The sequence below is a fragment of the Bradyrhizobium sp. P5_C12 genome, assembly GCF_054049735.1.
Map to the genome: position 1 here is coordinate 26,066 of NZ_JBFULU010000023.1, position 14,328 is coordinate 40,393.

Genomic DNA, 14,328 nt, shown 5'->3' on the forward strand with positions numbered 1-14,328 from the left:
CCGAAGCTTTAGCGTAGGCGGCAGGCTGGGCATCCAGTACGCCGCGGCCTCTCCGCATACGACGACCGCCTTTGGAATACTGGGGCGCCCGGTCGAGCCGGGCGACGACTGCGCGTGGTGAGCAACCAAACAAGCCTCACGCGGCCACCACGGTCCCGCTCTTCCGCAATCCCAAATATTGCAGCTCGGCGAACACGCCGGTGGCGATCGCCTGCGCAACGACCATGAGCTCGCCCGGCAGGCTTGGCGCCACCGCGCCCGACAGTAGCAGCGCGACGCTTGCAACCGTCCAGGCGGCATTGCCGATCACGACCAGCAGGACCAGCGCCTTCGGCACTGAAGCGCGTGAGGCAAGAAAGCCGACCAGCACGGTGTAGGCGAGCAGGAACAGGCCGGTTTCGCGCAGCAGTCCTTCAGGCAGGTTGAAGCGGGAGGCGAACGCGCCGGCGCCGACGCTGAAGCCGAGCGCTGCGACGCCGCTGAAGACAGCGTCGGCAAGCAGGGCGCGGCGCAGGAAGGTGGATGCGTAGATCATCGTGGTTCTCCTGGGTTGGTCGGGGGTGAAAATCAACGCATGCGCAGTCCGCGCCAGAAGGCGCGGAGCAGGCGGGCGAGACGGAACGGGCAGAGGCTCTTGCCGACGCCGTGCTCGAACGCCAGCACTTGCGCGACGACGTAGTCGCCGGTCGAATGCACCAGCGGTTCCGGCATATTGAGGCTGCGCGCCAGCATCCGGGTCGCGAAGGTCATGGTCCAGGGCAAGAGGCTATCGGCGAGGGTGCGGTAGAGCAGCAGCGCGATCATGGTCATCTCCTGTGCGAAGGACGATGCGCCGGCCCGGGACCCAATTCGATTACCTCGGGGGTAATGGATGGGTTGAAATCCGCATGCTAGGTTTTCGACCATGAACGCACATGCAGCCACCGCACCCACCGAGCGCAGCCAGCCCGTCCATATCGGCGACCATTTGCGCGAATGGCGGCAGCGCCGCCGCATGAGTCAGCTCGATCTCGCAGGCGAGGCCGAAATCTCCTCCCGCCATCTGAGCTTTGTCGAGACCGGCCGCGCCGCGCCCTCGCGCGACATGGTGCTGAAGCTTGCCGAGCGTCTCGACGTGCCCTTGCGCGAACGCAACGTGCTGCTGGTTGCCGCCGGCTATGCGCCGGCTTTCCCGCAGCGTCCGCTGGAGGATCCCGCCTTGAAATCGGCCCGTCGGGCGATCGACCTCGTCCTCAAGGCGCACGAGCCCAATCCGGCGCTCGCGGTGGACCGGCACTGGAATCTGGTGTCCGCCAACCGCATGGTGGCGCCGCTGCTCGAGGGTATTCCGCCACGGCTGCTCGGCCAGCCCTTCAACGTGCTGCGGCTCGCCTTTCATCCCGAGGCGCTGGCACCGCGCACGGTCAATCTCGCGGAATGGTGCGGGCATCTGCTGGAGCGGCTGCACCGGCAATGCGAGGCGACGGCCGATCCGGAGCTGATCAAGCTCTACAACGACCTCAAGAGCTACCCGATCCCGGCACGCTCGGCCCCGCTGTCGAGCGACAATGTCGCGATCCCCTTCAAGCTGCGCCACAACGGCGAGATACTAAGTTTCTTCTCCACCACCATGGTGTTCGGCACGCCGGTCGACATCACCCTGTCGGAGCTGGCGCTGGAGACCTTCTTTCCGGCCGACGAGCGCACCGCCGAGCGGCTGAAGCAGATCGCGGCAGCTATGACCTAGCGCCCTTGCCTCGGAGCCGGTTCGGCTTATCTTGGTGCAAACCCTTTAAATGCCCGAAGGAGGCGCCAATGAGCTCGTCTGACCTGAGCACGCTGAAACCGCTCCAGATCGACGTCGTCTCCGACGTGGTGTGCCCCTGGTGCTATATCGGCAAGCACCGGATCGAGAGCGCGCTCGCGCTCGTTCCCGACGTGCCCGTCAAGCTGCAATTCCGCCCCTTCTTCCTCAATCCCTGGGTGCCGCGCGAGGGCATCAGCCGCGAGGATTATCTCACCAAGAAGTTCGGCTCGGTCGAGGCCTATAAGGGCATTGCCGGCCGCGTCGTCGCGGCCGCGAGCGAGGAGGGCCTCGTCTACAAGCCGGAGCTGGTCGCACGTCAGCCCAATACGACCGACTGCCACCGCCTGATCCTCTGGGCCGAGGCGGTCGGCAAGGCGCCCGAGATGAAGCAGCGTTTGATGGAGCTCTATTTCCGCGACGGCGGCGATCTCACCGATGTGAACGTGCTGGTGCAGGCAGCCGCCGATGTCGGGCTCGACGCGACCGACGTGCGCCGCCGCCTTGCCACCGATGAGGACGTTGCGCGCGTCTCGGCCGATGCGCAGGAGGCCGCCGAGAAGGGCATCTCCGGCGTGCCGACCTACGTCTTCGCGCAGAAATACGCCGTCTCCGGCGCGCAGGATCCCAATATGCTCGCGCGTGCCATCCGCGAGGTGTCGGCGGAGATCAACGCGCAGGCGGCGGAGTAGTCTCTTATTTTCGAAGCAGATGGACGACGCGTCGCGCGGCCTCGTGCGCGGCGTTGAGGCCGGTCAGCGCTGCGTGAATGAGCGCAACCACCGGATCATTCCGCCGCAGCGGGATCAGCACGTCACCGATCGCAAAGCGCCCGCGCCAGATCGGGTTGATCATGGGGTGGTCGGCGCTTGCTGTCGAATCCGCGCTCGCAATAGCTGGATCGGCGCAGAGGTGACGGGTGAGCTCGAGCGTGAGCTGCACGCCCGGCGAATATTTTGCAAAGCCTTCGTCGATGCCGAGCTTGAAGAAAAAGGCACGGTCCTGGTGGCGCAGCACGATGCCGGCCGCCACCGGAATCTTGCCGGCGCGCAAGGTGATGATCTCGCATTGCGCGGTTTCTGCGAGCGCGGGCACTGCGCGGCGGATGAAGGTCGCATCGCCGGCATGCTGGATCAGCGCGGTGCCGCGCTTGCCCTTCCAGCCGCTGGCCTCGAGCTGCAGGAATGTTTCGAGCGCGGGCCCGATCTCATCGGGCTTGCGGGCGACGTCGAAGCTGACTGGCCCATGCTCTTCGAGGCGGTGGCGCTGGCGGCGCAGCTCCTTGAGCTTCTTGGCGCCGAGCGCCTCGCGCAGCAGCGTCTCGCCGTCCTGCCTCGCGTCGAGGCCGGCGCGGATGTAGGAGGACAGCACGCGAGGCTTCAGGCCGTCGCGGCTCAGAACCTGTTTGAATGAATTCATCGCCGCGCCATCGAGCGCGACGTCGGTCAGCACCAGCGCATGCGCGCCGGCTTCGCGCGCCTGCTGCAGCAGGCGCGTGGCCGCTTCGATCGGCGCATCGCGGTCGATCAGCGGGCTGCACAGCGTGCCATAGGGATGCGCGCTCACCAGCGCGGGCAGGGGGATCTTCCAGGCCCGCCAGAGCGGAATCACCGGCATCAGCCCGATCAGCCGCGTCGAAGATCCGTCGCATGCGGAGAGCGCCGAGGCCGAGGTGCGGCCGCGCGCGGTTGCGCTGACGGCGAGCTCCCAGCCCGGCAGGTAATATCCGTTCGGCTCGATCGCGCGCTGCGCCAGCGCGCGCCATTGGCCCGGATCGATGGAGGTGAGCGGGACAAGTGCGCGCACAGCCTCAGCATGCCTTGCCGATGCCGGATTGATCGCAGCCTGGTGCGCGATGTCGACCACGTCCCGTCGTTCCCCGTTCAGGAGCCCATGCTTAGCGCAAAGATTGGAAAATACCGTTGGGACGTAGCGTCAATTCGAGTGGTAATATTAACGTCTCGTTGAGCACGCGGGCGTCCGGCGGCTGGTTGCCTCGATGGATACGCAAAGAATGGCTCTCGACCCGGAGGATCACCATGATCGCCACACCTTTCACGCCGATTGCTTCGCTCCTGGGTGGCGCGCTGATCGGCCTGTCCGCCGTGCTCCTGATGTGGGCGACGGGGAGGATCGCCGGCGTCAGCGGCATCGCGGCGCGGCTGTTTCCACCTTATGAAGATCGCGAATTCGCGGGCCGGCTCGTCTTCGTCGCGGGCCTCGTCGCGGCCCCCGTGCTGGTGCGGCTCGCCACCGGCAGCCTGCCGGCGCAGACGATCGAGGCGGCAACGCCGGTGCTGATTGTCGCCGGATTGCTCACGGGCTTCGGCGCGGTGTGGGGCCACGGTTGCACGTCCGGCCACGGTGTCTGCGGCCTGTCGCGGTTATCTGTGCGCTCGCTGGTCGCGACCATCACCTTCATGGCCGCGGGCATCGCCACTGTCTTCGTGATGCGGCACTGGAGCTGACGGCGATGACCATCCTCATTCAATTCGCGATCGGCCTGACCTTCGGCCTCGGCCTCATCATCTCCGGCATGTCGAATCCGGCAAAGGTGCTGAACTTCCTCGATATCGGCGGCATCCCGGGAGGGACATGGGATGCGAGCCTCGCCTTCGTGATGGCCGGCGCCGTGGCCGTGACCTTCATCGGCTTCAACCGCGTCCTGAAGCTCGCACGGCCGTTCTTCGCCGAACGATTCTACGTTCCAACGCGAAACGACATCGATCGGAGAATTATCGTTGGTCCCGCCGTTTTCGGCATCGGCTGGGGGCTGGCAGGCTTTTGTCCGGGACCGGCGCTGACCGCGCTCGGGTTTGGCTCGGCATCCGCCTTCATCTTCGTCGCCGCGATGTGCGTGGGCATGGTGCTCGCGCGCTTCATCGCGCAGCTTCCGTCCCCGACGCGCGTCGTCACGCCGCCCGATCCGCTCGAAACCTGACATGCGCGGGACCGGGCGAGCTGTCTCGTCCGGTCCCGTCCCGTCCATCAGGTCTTATCGATTACCAGCGGTCGCCGCCGACACCGATGCTGACGCCGGGAGCGCGAATGCCGACGCCGCCACGCGGGCCGTCGTCCCAGTCGCGATAGGTGCGGCGCTCGTAGTAGCGGTCGCGCGGCATGGTGGCATAGGAGTCGCGCACGACGACGCGCGCGCCGCCACGGGTGCGATAGCAATTGCCGGCGTCATCGCAGACGAGCCGGACTTGCTGAATCAGATCCGGGCTGGTGTATTCGCTCGTCGTGTAGATATCCGCAGCCTTCGCGCCGCCAGCCGCAGCCAGCACGCCGACGCCCGCCAGCAGCGCAATCGTGAATGTCCTCATCGTGTTCTCCTCCGAAACTGCCCTCTGCGGTAACAAGAAGGGGAGGCAGCGATCGTTCCGGCGGAATTACAGGTTTTTCCTGGAACCGGCTCGCGCGTCGGCACGATCGTTCCCTTCCGATCTCAAGCCGAGAAGATGAGGCATGTCGTCGTGCCGTGAGCGAGCAACCGGCCCTTGGCATCTGTCACACGTCCGTCAGCCGTTCCAATGCGGCGACCGCAGTTCAGGACCTTACCTTCGGCCCTGATCGGACCGGTCTCCGGTGTGATGGATCGCACGAGAGAAATCTTGAATTCGAGCGTGGTCTGGCTGGTCCCCTTGTCGAGCATCGACTGGATGGCCAGCCCCATGCAACTGTCGAGCAACGTGGCCGTGAGGCCGCCATGCACCGTTCCTGCCGGGTTGAGATGAGCGCCTGTCGGTACGAGCGCGATGACGACGCGACCGTTTTCCGCCTCCACCACGTCATAGCCGAGGGTCTGCGCGATTGTATTGAGAGGCAGGGTTCCGGCCGCAAGTCCCTGGACGAACTCGAGCCCGCTCATCTGCTTCTGCTGTTCGGCGCTGACTGTTCCGTAGGCCTTGATGGCCATCATGGTCTCCTTGCCGTGGTCAACCGTTTTCGAACCGTGACGTCGCGGCCTTCCTCCGGAATGCCGATGGTGGACGACCATAAAGTCGTGTGAACGCCGTGCTCATGCGCCTCGTGCTCGAAAAGCCGGAGCGTTCTGCAACGGCAGCGATCGGCAGGCCGCTCGCATCGAGCAGGCGCTTGGCACGTTGCACGCGGAGCGACAGCGCAACTTGTAGCGGAGATGCGTCAAGGTGCCGGGCAAACAGGCGCGTCAGATGGCGCGTGCCGACCCCTAACCGTTCGGCCAGCCGTTCCACGCTGCTTCGATCAAGTTCGCCGGCCTCGATGAGGGCCAGCGCCCGCTCGACGGTTGTCCGGGTGCCTTTCCACGCGGGACAGAACGGCGCTGTTTCGGGACGGCATCTGAGGCAGGGACGGAATCCCGCGTGCTCGGCAGCGGCTGCGCTGCGATAGAACTCGACGTTGCGTGCGAGGGGAGTTTTGGCCGGACAGACCGGGCGGCAATAGACGCCCGTCGTCTTGACCGCGACAAAGACGACGCCGTCCATCGCGGCGTCGCGGTGGCGAAGAGCTTCATACCGTGCGTCGAAGTCGGGCATGATGCCGCTATAGCGGCCGAACTTTCGCAGCGCGAGTCCGATGCAATGACCACGTCCGAAAATGACCGAAGATGTCGCGCGTCTGTTGGATCGCGCTAGATCGGCTCGTAGGTTTCCGATCCGCAGATGTCATCAGCCTCGGCGCGCCGGCGGTCGACCACCTTTCCGCCGGTGATCGTCACGATGTAGGTCTGGGTGCCGAGCGCGGTGCCGGTGGCAGAGGTGAGCTGCGCGCGGACGCAGGCCGTCCAGCCCGGTCCTCGCACCTCGTGATGGGGCGGGGCCACATGCACCTCGCGCGGATAGGACGTGGTGACGAAGACGACATCGATCTGCTCGCGCACCACGCGCTTGACGTCGGGGGGCGGTTCAGGCGGCTGCTGCTCGGCTTCCTTGATGCGCATGAACTCGGGCACCGGCGCGCGGCTGTCGGCAAAGCCGCAGGCGCCGAGCGCGAGCGCTCCGGCGAGCAGCGCCGCATGAGCAATGATCCGCAACATCCGTGAAGGTCCCCTGCGGGCCAACAGATAGGCACGAATGTGATCCGGCGAAGTCCCGCGCGATCAAGATTTGCTGAAGCCGGGGGGACCGGCGGCATTTGCTATTACAGGATTGCAGGCTAGTTTGTACCCCAGACGAGGGGGATTGCACCAATGAGGATTTTGGTCATAGCGGCCACGGTGCTGGCGCTGGCGACGGGCGCGGCTCAGGCGCAGATGGGCAGCGGCGGCAAGCGCCAGGGCAATGAGGCCAAGGCGGACAACAAGCCCAAGGTCGACGAAAAGGCCTACAAGGCCGCGCTCGAGCGCATTCCCGAGCCCAAGGAGAAGTATGATCCCTGGAGCGGGGCGCGCCCGAGCGAACCCGCCAAGAAGCCGAAATAAGTAAAGCGAGGCGGGGGGCCGACCCGCCTGCGTTATCCGGCCGGGCTGTTGCACTGCCGTTGCTTGTGGCGCGGCCGTCGGCCGCCTGGGAGAACTGGGGCGCAGATGCCCGTGGCTTGCGCTTCTCGCCATTGCGGCAAATCACGCCCGACAATGTCGGCAACCTGGCCTTCGAATGTCACACCGGCGATCTCGTCGTCATCGGCGATTGTGCCTGCGATCGCCGCACGCGTGATCGCGGGTCTGCGTTGGCGCTGCCGGCGTCGGATCGAGCGAGCATATCGCTGAATCGTTCGCGTGATGCGAACGGTCATTCACATCGTATGTACTACTGTACAAAGGCGAGGCCGACGCGCCTGTCGCTGCGCCAAACCGGGCGGCAATCGCGTACGAAATTGTCGCGCGAAATCGACAGTGTGAACGATTGCGGCAGCGCGACGGGGCCGTCGAGATCGATTGCGGCGCCGCCCGCTGACAGATTCCGCACCGTGCACGCAATGCCGCTGCCTGCAAAGGTGATCGTGCCACCCTTGAAAACACGGTGCCGCTGCGTTGCACGTTTCTCGATCATTCGCGTTAATCCAAAACGATGATTGTGAAATAGTGCATAGAAATTACGTTGAACTAAACTCAATACTGGCGCTACTTGCACACCGCTTCAGACTTCGTTTACGAAACTGAAGCGGAGATTCCCTCCGCCGACTTTCCCAACGAGCCTTTCTTTTGTGGCGCCGCGCGCCGATGGAGATTCTGATGAAGACCACGCTTTCGCTTCTGTTCGCCGCAGCGCTCTCGCTGTCGTCCGTTCCCGCCCACGCCACCAAGCTCGATCTCGCGACCATGAGCTGCAAGCAGTTCGTCGAGAGCGGCGACGACACCATCAAGATGGTGCTGACCTGGATGGACGGCTGGTACAAGGGCGACGAAGACAACGCGATCATCGACACCGAGGTGTTCGTCGAGAACGCCAAGCAGTTCGGGGCCTATTGCGGAAAAAATCCGAACGTCAGCATCGTCACCGCGGCCGACGAAGTGCTCGGCAAGTAAGCTGCCCGGCGTCTGAAGCGCGATAGCAATTGCGCTTCGGCATCGTGCTCGACATCATCGTCATCGAGAGCCGCGGTGCGCTTCGCGTTCACGCGGCTCTTTTCCTTTTTGCGTGAAGCTCACCCCGGCAGCATCGCGAACGCGCTCGACACCATCGCCACCGGCTTGTTGTCGGTGGCGGAGAGCAGGGTGACGCGGCCGAAGCTCATGGTGCGCCCGAGCCGCACCACGCGGGCATCAGCAAGCACGTCCGACGAGGACACCGCGCGCATGAAATGCGTGGTCTGGTCGACCGTGGTCATGGGACGATAGCCGCGACTGGCGGCCAGAATTGCGATCACCATCGCGGTATCCGCGAGCGCCATCAGCGCCTGGCCGCATACCACGCCGCCGTTACGGCACAGCCGTTCCGAAAACGCCATGCGCAGCAATGCGCCCGGTTGCCAGTCCGGCGCATCCGCCGGCTGGGCGTGCTCGATGCGCTCGACGGAGAGGTTGAGATCCTGGACCCAGGGCGCGAAGACCTCGCCGAGTACGCGTCTGGCGTCGGCGATGCCGAATTCCGCTTCTGGCTGCGATGGCATTGCTGTCGTTTCCTCCATTGTTGCCGGATGTTTCGGTCATTCTGCGCGCATTGGCGCGGCAAAGTCACCCGGTCTGCATTGGTCCCGTCGGCTTGAAAATGCCTGACTTCGCCCTCTATGATGCCGCGCTTGGGAATGGGGTGGACGATGTTGCGTCGATGTGTCCTGGTCTTTTGTCTGGCCGCGCTGGGCCTCGCGCTGAACGGATGCACCAAATGCGGCCCGATCTGGGACGACTGGCTGAACGCGCCGAAATCGTGCAGATCTGACCGGCTTTAGCGGGCCCATGCGGCCCCGAGCGACCCCCAGGTCGTGACCGGGACGTGACAAGGATGACAAGGCGCGGGGTGATCCGCCCTTCCATGGATGATCAAGGAGTGGATGATGAAGCTTTTCCGTATGGCGGCCGTGGTGCTGGCCGTGCTGGCGGGACCGGCCTATGCGCAAATGCCCAATCTCAATTTGCTGCAGGACGGCCCGAGCAAGACCCCGGAGGAGAAGGCCGCCGAGGCCGAGCGCGAGAGGGCCTACAAGGAAACGCTGAAGAARATTCCGGACTCCAAGGCGTCCAACGATCCCTGGGGCGGCATGCGCTCCGATCCGCCGAAGCAGCCCGCGCCGAAGGCATCGGCCGCAACCAGCGCGCCCAAGAAGACCAAGGCCGGCACGGCCGCCAACTGACCGTATGCCGGTCGGAGGCGGCTTGCGCCTCCGATCGGGGACTCCACTTCGCCCGCCCCGCTTCCTACATTCCCGAAAGAGTGTTGCGTAGAGGAGGCGAGGCGTTGGCGAGGAGAGGCATCGTCGATCGGCCGCAGGATCTCGCCGAGCGGATGGCCCGCCGGCGCAAGGCGGGCGGCAAGGCGACCGATCAAGCCGGCGACGGCTATCTGCGCGAGACCTTCACCTTGCCGCGCGCGGCGGCGCGAGCGAGAGCGCAGGCCTTCTTCGCGCGCTATCCCAAGGCCGGTTACATGAGCGAAGTCGAGGACTGGCGCGAATTGCCCGGCGGCGAAATCGAATTCACCATGCGGCGGCTGCCCAGCGCCGACTAGAACCGGTGCCGCCTATTCGAAAGATTCGGCGACGATGCGGATCCGGAATACCGGTTCCTTGGCTTCGTCGAGCAGCTCCATGTGCCACTCCGAATTTTCCTGGAGCTTGCGGGAGATGCCTGCGGCCATGTCGGCGCAGACGCTGGTCATCTCCTTCCAGGCCGAATTGCGATCGGCAAACTCCGTCGCCTGATCCGCACAGCCGGAATAGCGGCCGTTCCGGATTCGAAAGAAGTAATGCGGCATGATTGGCACCGATCGCGTGATGGCCAGGTCCCCAAGGCCATAACGTGCTTAATTCAATCCCAAACCGCACGCAGATCAATTCCGGGCGTCTACGGAATACCCGCCATCGACGCCGCAGGCTTCCTGCAAGCCCAAGCCCGCTGGGGCGGAGGAGCGCGCGCTCTCAAAGCCGCCGGTTCAGGCCGTCTTGCGTGCGATGGCCTTCAGCTCCCGATCGATGCGCAGCTGCACCCGCCGGATCGCCAACAGATCAATCTTCGTCTCGGTCTTGCCGGTCTTGATCTGGTCGCCGATGCGGAATTGCCACTGCCAGACGCCCGGAATCGCCGTCTTGGCAACGGTGAAGTCGATGCCCCTGTGATTCATGGTCACCTCCACGATTCACTTTCCATGACCGCAAACATGTTGGGCGTCATAATATTCCGACGACAAGTGAAATCTTCCGGTAAGTCTTGGATAATTCACGGAAATCGCGAAAACGCGCGCGGCCCGAAACAAACGAAATCGGATACCGAAAGGCGCGCGCCAGCGGACGCTGCGACGTATGTGGGAGCCGCCGTCGCGGCGGCGTTTTGCTGATGGCTGCGTGGCATCTGCAACCCGGATCAATGCCCAGGAACTCTGTTCTTGGTCGGAGAACCACGGAACGATTCGGCGCGTTGGTCGCTGAAATCGCGATTCTCCATCGCGGCGAGTGGGACCGGCGAGACCCCGGATCGGACGCTGGCGCAGCCCCTGTGGAACCGGAACCGCCAGCTGTCAGCAGGCCGGGTTCCTGCGGCTCTTTTCCACTTTTGCGTGCGGTGCATCTATGCTCTTCTGGCGTTGAAGGGCGGCACGGACGCGATGTCGGAGAAGAGGAACGCGTGAACTGGCTGAGACATCTTCTGTTGCGCTGGAGCGCACGGAATTTCCCGCTGGTCTGTCCGTATTGCCGGCACCCCGCTTCTTCGGTTGCGTTCAGACGCGGACGCTACATGCTCGGCGACGAGAAGCTCCCCTGCGAGCAGTGCGGCCGGACCAGCGTCGTGACCTTCTGGCGGTTCGAGGGGTTGTCGTGCCGGCCTGATCGCGCGGAGGCGAAGGGACGCAGACCGCTGGCGAATTCGTCGCGCTAACGCGCGCGACAGGAGTCCGAAGCGGAGGCCTCGAACCGGTCTCGGTGCGATCCACGGCACATGCCTTGCTTGCCTGACGACGGCAGCAACATGGGCGCATCATGCTCGGCATTCCCCGCCGCTACAGTCATTTCGTCTTCGGCGTCATCCAGTCCGGCCTGACCTCGCTGATCGCGGCGGGGATCGCCAGCTTTCCCGCGCAAAGCGCGATGCTGTTCGTTCAGCACTGGATGTCGCATGGGCGGCGATGCTGCCGGTCGTGCTGCTCGCGGCGCCCGCGATCCGCGCGTTCGCGCTGCGGCTGACGCGGGAGGAGGGGACCGGCTGACCGGATTGCAGAGACGAAAAAAAGCCCCGCCTGGGGAGAGCCAAGCGGGGCGAGAGGTTATTGGAGGCTGAGGTGCTGGGCTGCAACACCATAGCGAGATGACCGTAACCGGCTCAGCTTACGGCAGCCTGACAGCCGGCGGATCGGATCCGGGCCGGCTCCATCGCCGTCCGTGCCCGCAAACAGAAAACCCCGCTCGGGGCGGAGCGGGGTCGTCGACTGGGTATGGAGGCCCGGTGTTGGTCCACCGGGCAAGAGCATATTACGAGAGTCGGCTTACAGGCGCCTGACGTCGCGCGCGAAAGTCGCGCCTGAGAGGCCGCAGACTGGCCCCGCACCGGTCCCAATTTGGACATCCGATTGCACAATTAGCGACACACCCGTCGGCCAGATTCCGTCCGCTCGGCGAAGCCATGGGGGAAACGTGGCGCGCCGGCTACGGGGTGGCATCATGGATAACGTAGAGCGGTCATTCGCCGCCGCGACGGCGGCTGGGTTCGTGGTGCTGGTGATCGGCATCGCATTGCTGGTTCTGTTCTAGACCGGTCCGACGATCGCGACAGCCAAGGCGCGCCAAACAACGGCGCGGCGGACAACGGCGACGGGGTCCTGAGCCCGGATCCGCGCCAGCAGGCGCCGTCGCCGTCAGGCCGTTTTCGAAAAATATCGAAAACAACCCCATGCACAGTAGAATTGAGGCGGCGGTTTCGGCCTCGCGGCCGATGACAACATCTGTCAAATAGGTATTTAGATACCTAGTTGGGAAGACCACCCGGCGGGCAAGCCCGTCCGGTCGCGCCCAGCAGCCTAATGCACCTTGATCTCGTGGAGAGGAAGGCGGAGCTCGGCGGCGCGCTCCTCGCGGTCCTTCTTGCGGAACTCGTTTTCCTTGCGTTCGAACTTGACCATCTCCTCGAGCGCGGCTTCCAGGAGGTGATTGCGCCGAGCGGCATCGCGCTGCGTATTTTCCGTCATGACCCAGATCCCACTGTGGCGGTCTCATCCCAAGGAAAGCCGGAAACCGCGGAAAGGTTCGTTGCCTCAGGATTGCGGAATTATGACGGCGACCCGGCTGCGCGTCTTTGATGCGCATCATCTTGAAATGAAGTGCGGGACGTGACGCGGAAACGTTCGGCGCAAAGGTCGACCACCAAAACGAGGCCGCAAATCAGGGCAGTCTTACGCGTCATGCATGCGCGCCGCGCTCGCTCAGCGAATTGAGCGCTTCAACGGCCGAGCGCGCGACAATGACCAGCGATGCGTTTTTGAGCGGGTAACGGCAGCGCGCGCGGGCTCTATGGCTTGGGCGGCTGCAACCCGGGTGAGGTCAGCCACTCGGCAAGATGAGCCGTGATCTCGTCTTGTCTCGCTTTGCGGAGGAGGATTTCTCGTCGCGAACCGGGAGGCAGCTTCCTGGCTTCCTGTCTCAACCGTTCGGCTTCTTCGGCTAGACGTTCTTCGAGAGGGGAGGTCTGTTTGAATCGTTGGCGATGCTTCATGACTGTCCTCGTGCATACGGGTCCTAACCGTAGGGCTTGCAACCTCGATTCCTAATATGCCGATATTCGCCGTTCAGTTCCAAAGTGAACACATGGAGTTGGAACACCCCAAATTTCCAAGTGATTTTTGGGACACCTTGGATTGGCTTGTGTCCGGAAAACGGACAGACAAATCCGGGAGTCGTTAGTCGCTTGTGCGCCTGGCCGCTTCGGCCATCAGGACGGCCCCCGCGCCTCCAGGCCCCGAGCCTGCGGCCGCTTCTTGCAGCGACAGGAAATAAAAACGCCGCCAAGCGTTGAAAACGATCGCTCGGCGGCGCTGTTCCAGCCCCGGGAGGGAACGAACAAAATCCCGGATACCGATCGGTCTGCACAAGGCGGGCCAAGGTTCATTGTGTCAGGACGGGACGCGCGTAGAGGCAGATCAGATCGAGGCAGATCAGACGGTGTGCATGCCTCGTGCTCCACAGTAGCGGCGCGCGCGTCTTGTCACCTGGGCGGCTGCTGGCCCGGGGACGAGAGCCATTCGTTGATGCCAGAGGCATTCTCGACTTGTCGCGCGCGGCGGATAAGCCGCTCGCGCTCAACGCCGGGCTGAGCCGCGTCTGCCTGGCTGCGCAGACGCTGCGCCTCCTGGTTCAAGCGATGATAAAGCGATGTGGATGGCGGGGCACTGCGGCGGGACTGCATGGTGCTCTTCCTCGGTTCGTGGAGGCGGGAGCACGACACACTCTCTGTCACCGATGGATGCCAAAGGCGGGGCGGTGATGGTCGGACGGTACGCCCTTGGTCCGGGAAAAGCCACGTTATTCCGCATTGCAAAACAGGGGCGTCAACCGAGGCGGCGTTACGTCCTCGGGCTGGTCCAGCGTTCCTGCGCAACGTCCGTCCATGACGTGCCGAGCGGGCGCATGGTGATCCAGGTCTCGGCCAGCCTGCCGTCGTCGATCCGGTAGCTCTGCATCCCGGCGCGGCTTTGCGTCTCGCCGGTCTTGGGATCGGGCCATTGGAAGGAGAACCTGAACCACGCACGGTCTGCCGAAAACGAGTGATCGTAGACCACGACGCGAATGCCCGGCCGGTCCCGGTGGACGCCTTGCAGCTCGGCCGCATAAGCCTCCCGCGTCACGGTCCGGTCGCCGTTCTCGTCATGCCGGATGTAGTTCGGCCCGACACAGCCGGGGACCAGATCGTACCGGCCTTCGTGCCAGACCCGTTCCCAACGGTCGAATAGATCGCGAACCTCGTCCGACATCGGCCAGCT

At 64.3% G+C, this 14,328-nt stretch carries 22 protein-coding genes and 1 pseudogene; 10 read left to right on the plus strand and 13 right to left on the minus strand.

Going from position 1 to position 14,328, the window contains the following annotated elements:
• Positions 1-136 precede the first annotated feature (136 nt).
• Both ACXJMY_RS20970 and ACXJMY_RS20975 read right to left on the minus strand, forming a co-directional pair.
• Positions 137-535 carry a hypothetical protein gene (locus tag ACXJMY_RS20970; protein ID WP_456621249.1) on the minus strand — a complete coding sequence of 133 codons (399 nt, stop codon included), beginning with the start codon at positions 533-535 and terminating at the stop codon, positions 137-139.
• A 32-nt stretch (positions 536-567) separates the two neighbouring features.
• On the minus strand, positions 568-804 hold the full coding sequence (locus ACXJMY_RS20975) for a hypothetical protein (protein WP_456621250.1): 237 nt from the start codon (positions 802-804) through the stop codon (positions 568-570).
• Between the two features lie 100 nt (positions 805-904).
• Here ACXJMY_RS20975 and ACXJMY_RS20980 point away from each other — a divergent pair, with 100 nt between their 5' ends.
• Both ACXJMY_RS20980 and ACXJMY_RS20985 read left to right on the plus strand, forming a co-directional pair.
• Positions 905-1,726: a helix-turn-helix domain-containing protein gene (locus ACXJMY_RS20980; protein ID WP_456621251.1), complete on the plus strand. Its 822-nt coding sequence runs from the start codon at positions 905-907 to the stop codon at positions 1,724-1,726.
• An 83-nt stretch (positions 1,727-1,809) separates the two neighbouring features.
• The gene (locus ACXJMY_RS20985; protein ID WP_456621340.1) at positions 1,810-2,475 is read left to right on the plus strand and encodes a DsbA family oxidoreductase; all 666 of its coding nucleotides are present in this window, start codon (positions 1,810-1,812) and stop codon (positions 2,473-2,475) included.
• A 4-nt stretch (positions 2,476-2,479) separates the two neighbouring features.
• On the opposite strand, the gene ACXJMY_RS20990 is transcribed toward ACXJMY_RS20985, so the two are convergent.
• Complete coding sequence (locus ACXJMY_RS20990) at positions 2,480-3,649, minus strand: GNAT family N-acetyltransferase (protein WP_456621252.1); 1,170 nt, start codon at positions 3,647-3,649, stop codon at positions 2,480-2,482.
• Between the two features lie 173 nt (positions 3,650-3,822).
• On the opposite strand from ACXJMY_RS20990, the gene ACXJMY_RS20995 reads away from it, so the two are divergent.
• A complete protein-coding gene (locus ACXJMY_RS20995; protein WP_456621253.1) occupies positions 3,823-4,251 on the plus strand; it encodes a YeeE/YedE family protein in 429 nt (142 codons plus the stop codon).
• Positions 4,252-4,256: 5 nt separating this feature from the next.
• On the plus strand, positions 4,257-4,724 hold the full coding sequence (locus tag ACXJMY_RS21000; protein ID WP_456621254.1) for a DUF6691 family protein: 468 nt from the start codon (positions 4,257-4,259) through the stop codon (positions 4,722-4,724).
• Positions 4,725-4,785: 61 nt separating this feature from the next.
• Here ACXJMY_RS21000 and ACXJMY_RS21005 read toward each other — a convergent pair whose 3' ends face one another.
• The 4 genes from ACXJMY_RS21005 to ACXJMY_RS21020 all read right to left on the minus strand — a co-directional run bounded on the left by ACXJMY_RS21005 (position 4,786) and on the right by ACXJMY_RS21020 (position 6,803).
• On the minus strand, positions 4,786-5,109 hold the full coding sequence (locus ACXJMY_RS21005) for a hypothetical protein (protein ID WP_456621255.1): 324 nt from the start codon (positions 5,107-5,109) through the stop codon (positions 4,786-4,788).
• Between the two features lie 122 nt (positions 5,110-5,231).
• Positions 5,232-5,702 (minus strand): PaaI family thioesterase, encoded by a 471-nt coding sequence (locus tag ACXJMY_RS21010; protein ID WP_456621256.1) that lies wholly within the window; start codon positions 5,700-5,702, stop codon positions 5,232-5,234.
• Positions 5,703-5,721: 19 nt separating this feature from the next.
• Positions 5,722-6,303, minus strand: coding sequence for a bifunctional transcriptional activator/DNA repair enzyme AdaA (locus tag ACXJMY_RS21015; RefSeq protein WP_456621257.1), 582 nt, complete (start codon positions 6,301-6,303; stop codon positions 5,722-5,724).
• 95 nt (positions 6,304-6,398) lie between these two features.
• Positions 6,399-6,803: a hypothetical protein gene (locus ACXJMY_RS21020; protein WP_456621258.1), complete on the minus strand. Its 405-nt coding sequence runs from the start codon at positions 6,801-6,803 to the stop codon at positions 6,399-6,401.
• A 153-nt stretch (positions 6,804-6,956) separates the two neighbouring features.
• On the opposite strand from ACXJMY_RS21020, the gene ACXJMY_RS21025 reads away from it, so the two are divergent.
• Positions 6,957-7,187: a hypothetical protein gene (locus ACXJMY_RS21025; protein ID WP_456621259.1), complete on the plus strand. Its 231-nt coding sequence runs from the start codon at positions 6,957-6,959 to the stop codon at positions 7,185-7,187.
• Between the two features lie 328 nt (positions 7,188-7,515).
• Here ACXJMY_RS21025 and ACXJMY_RS21030 read toward each other — a convergent pair whose 3' ends face one another.
• Complete coding sequence (locus tag ACXJMY_RS21030) at positions 7,516-7,758, minus strand: PilZ domain-containing protein (RefSeq protein WP_456621260.1); 243 nt, start codon at positions 7,756-7,758, stop codon at positions 7,516-7,518.
• A gap of 182 nt (positions 7,759-7,940) precedes the next feature.
• Between ACXJMY_RS21030 and ACXJMY_RS21035 the strand changes: the two genes are divergently transcribed.
• A complete protein-coding gene (locus ACXJMY_RS21035) occupies positions 7,941-8,234 on the plus strand; it encodes an HdeA/HdeB family chaperone (RefSeq protein ID WP_456621261.1) in 294 nt (97 codons plus the stop codon).
• A gap of 119 nt (positions 8,235-8,353) precedes the next feature.
• On the opposite strand, the gene ACXJMY_RS21040 is transcribed toward ACXJMY_RS21035, so the two are convergent.
• Positions 8,354-8,818, minus strand: coding sequence for a PaaI family thioesterase (locus ACXJMY_RS21040; RefSeq protein ID WP_456621262.1), 465 nt, complete (start codon positions 8,816-8,818; stop codon positions 8,354-8,356).
• Between ACXJMY_RS21040 and ACXJMY_RS21045 the strand changes: the two genes are divergently transcribed.
• From ACXJMY_RS21045 to ACXJMY_RS21055, 3 genes are all read left to right on the plus strand, one after another.
• Positions 8,812-9,087 (plus strand): hypothetical protein, encoded by a 276-nt coding sequence (locus ACXJMY_RS21045; RefSeq protein ID WP_456621263.1) that lies wholly within the window; start codon positions 8,812-8,814, stop codon positions 9,085-9,087. The two genes, ACXJMY_RS21040 and ACXJMY_RS21045, sit on opposite strands and share 7 nt — an antisense overlap.
• A gap of 115 nt (positions 9,088-9,202) precedes the next feature.
• On the plus strand, positions 9,203-9,499 hold the full coding sequence (locus ACXJMY_RS21050) for a hypothetical protein (protein ID WP_456621264.1): 297 nt from the start codon (positions 9,203-9,205) through the stop codon (positions 9,497-9,499).
• Between the two features lie 119 nt (positions 9,500-9,618).
• Positions 9,619-9,873 carry a hypothetical protein gene (locus tag ACXJMY_RS21055; protein WP_456621341.1) on the plus strand — a complete coding sequence of 85 codons (255 nt, stop codon included), beginning with the start codon at positions 9,619-9,621 and terminating at the stop codon, positions 9,871-9,873.
• Between the two features lie 12 nt (positions 9,874-9,885).
• On the opposite strand, the gene ACXJMY_RS21060 is transcribed toward ACXJMY_RS21055, so the two are convergent.
• Complete coding sequence (locus tag ACXJMY_RS21060; RefSeq protein ID WP_456621265.1) at positions 9,886-10,119, minus strand: DUF6894 family protein; 234 nt, start codon at positions 10,117-10,119, stop codon at positions 9,886-9,888.
• A gap of 177 nt (positions 10,120-10,296) precedes the next feature.
• Positions 10,297-10,485, minus strand: coding sequence for a hypothetical protein (locus ACXJMY_RS21065; protein WP_456621266.1), 189 nt, complete (start codon positions 10,483-10,485; stop codon positions 10,297-10,299).
• Positions 10,486-11,338: 853 nt separating this feature from the next.
• Between ACXJMY_RS21065 and ACXJMY_RS21070 the strand changes: the two are divergent.
• Positions 11,339-11,565, plus strand: a pseudogene (locus tag ACXJMY_RS21070) (DUF2798 domain-containing protein).
• A gap of 807 nt (positions 11,566-12,372) precedes the next feature.
• On the opposite strand, the gene ACXJMY_RS21075 reads toward ACXJMY_RS21070, so the two are convergent.
• Entirely contained in the window at positions 12,373-12,540 is a 168-nt protein-coding gene (locus ACXJMY_RS21075) for a hypothetical protein (RefSeq protein ID WP_456621267.1), read from the minus strand.
• Between the two features lie 1,371 nt (positions 12,541-13,911).
• Positions 13,912-14,319, minus strand: coding sequence for a nuclear transport factor 2 family protein (locus ACXJMY_RS21080; protein ID WP_456621268.1), 408 nt, complete (start codon positions 14,317-14,319; stop codon positions 13,912-13,914).
• Positions 14,320-14,328: the final 9 nt, after the last annotated feature.

What these genes read in the sequence shown, in the direction of transcription:
- ACXJMY_RS20970 (WP_456621249.1), bottom strand. Translation starts at nt 535, where the DNA reads ATGATCTACGCATCCACCTTCCTGCGCCGCGCCCTGCTTGCCGACGCT.
- ACXJMY_RS20975 (WP_456621250.1), bottom strand. Translation starts at nt 804, where the DNA reads ATGATCGCGCTGCTGCTCTACCGCACCCTCGCCGATAGCCTCTTGCCC.
- ACXJMY_RS20980 (WP_456621251.1), top strand. Translation starts at nt 905, where the DNA reads ATGAACGCACATGCAGCCACCGCACCCACCGAGCGCAGCCAGCCCGTC.
- ACXJMY_RS20995 (WP_456621253.1), top strand. Translation starts at nt 3,823, where the DNA reads ATGATCGCCACACCTTTCACGCCGATTGCTTCGCTCCTGGGTGGCGCG.
- ACXJMY_RS21000 (WP_456621254.1), top strand. Translation starts at nt 4,257, where the DNA reads ATGACCATCCTCATTCAATTCGCGATCGGCCTGACCTTCGGCCTCGGC.
- ACXJMY_RS21005 (WP_456621255.1), bottom strand. Translation starts at nt 5,109, where the DNA reads ATGAGGACATTCACGATTGCGCTGCTGGCGGGCGTCGGCGTGCTGGCT.
- ACXJMY_RS21010 (WP_456621256.1), bottom strand. Translation starts at nt 5,702, where the DNA reads ATGGCCATCAAGGCCTACGGAACAGTCAGCGCCGAACAGCAGAAGCAG.
- ACXJMY_RS21015 (WP_456621257.1), bottom strand. Translation starts at nt 6,303, where the DNA reads ATGCCCGACTTCGACGCACGGTATGAAGCTCTTCGCCACCGCGACGCC.
- ACXJMY_RS21020 (WP_456621258.1), bottom strand. Translation starts at nt 6,803, where the DNA reads ATGTTGCGGATCATTGCTCATGCGGCGCTGCTCGCCGGAGCGCTCGCG.
- ACXJMY_RS21025 (WP_456621259.1), top strand. Translation starts at nt 6,957, where the DNA reads ATGAGGATTTTGGTCATAGCGGCCACGGTGCTGGCGCTGGCGACGGGC.
- ACXJMY_RS21030 (WP_456621260.1), bottom strand. Translation starts at nt 7,758, where the DNA reads ATGATCGAGAAACGTGCAACGCAGCGGCACCGTGTTTTCAAGGGTGGC.
- ACXJMY_RS21035 (WP_456621261.1), top strand. Translation starts at nt 7,941, where the DNA reads ATGAAGACCACGCTTTCGCTTCTGTTCGCCGCAGCGCTCTCGCTGTCG.
- ACXJMY_RS21045 (WP_456621263.1), top strand. Translation starts at nt 8,812, where the DNA reads ATGGCATTGCTGTCGTTTCCTCCATTGTTGCCGGATGTTTCGGTCATT.
- ACXJMY_RS21040 (WP_456621262.1), bottom strand. Translation starts at nt 8,818, where the DNA reads ATGCCATCGCAGCCAGAAGCGGAATTCGGCATCGCCGACGCCAGACGC.
- ACXJMY_RS21060 (WP_456621265.1), bottom strand. Translation starts at nt 10,119, where the DNA reads ATGCCGCATTACTTCTTTCGAATCCGGAACGGCCGCTATTCCGGCTGT.
- ACXJMY_RS21065 (WP_456621266.1), bottom strand. Translation starts at nt 10,485, where the DNA reads ATGAATCACAGGGGCATCGACTTCACCGTTGCCAAGACGGCGATTCCG.
- ACXJMY_RS21075 (WP_456621267.1), bottom strand. Translation starts at nt 12,540, where the DNA reads ATGACGGAAAATACGCAGCGCGATGCCGCTCGGCGCAATCACCTCCTG.
- ACXJMY_RS21080 (WP_456621268.1), bottom strand. Translation starts at nt 14,319, where the DNA reads ATGTCGGACGAGGTTCGCGATCTATTCGACCGTTGGGAACGGGTCTGG.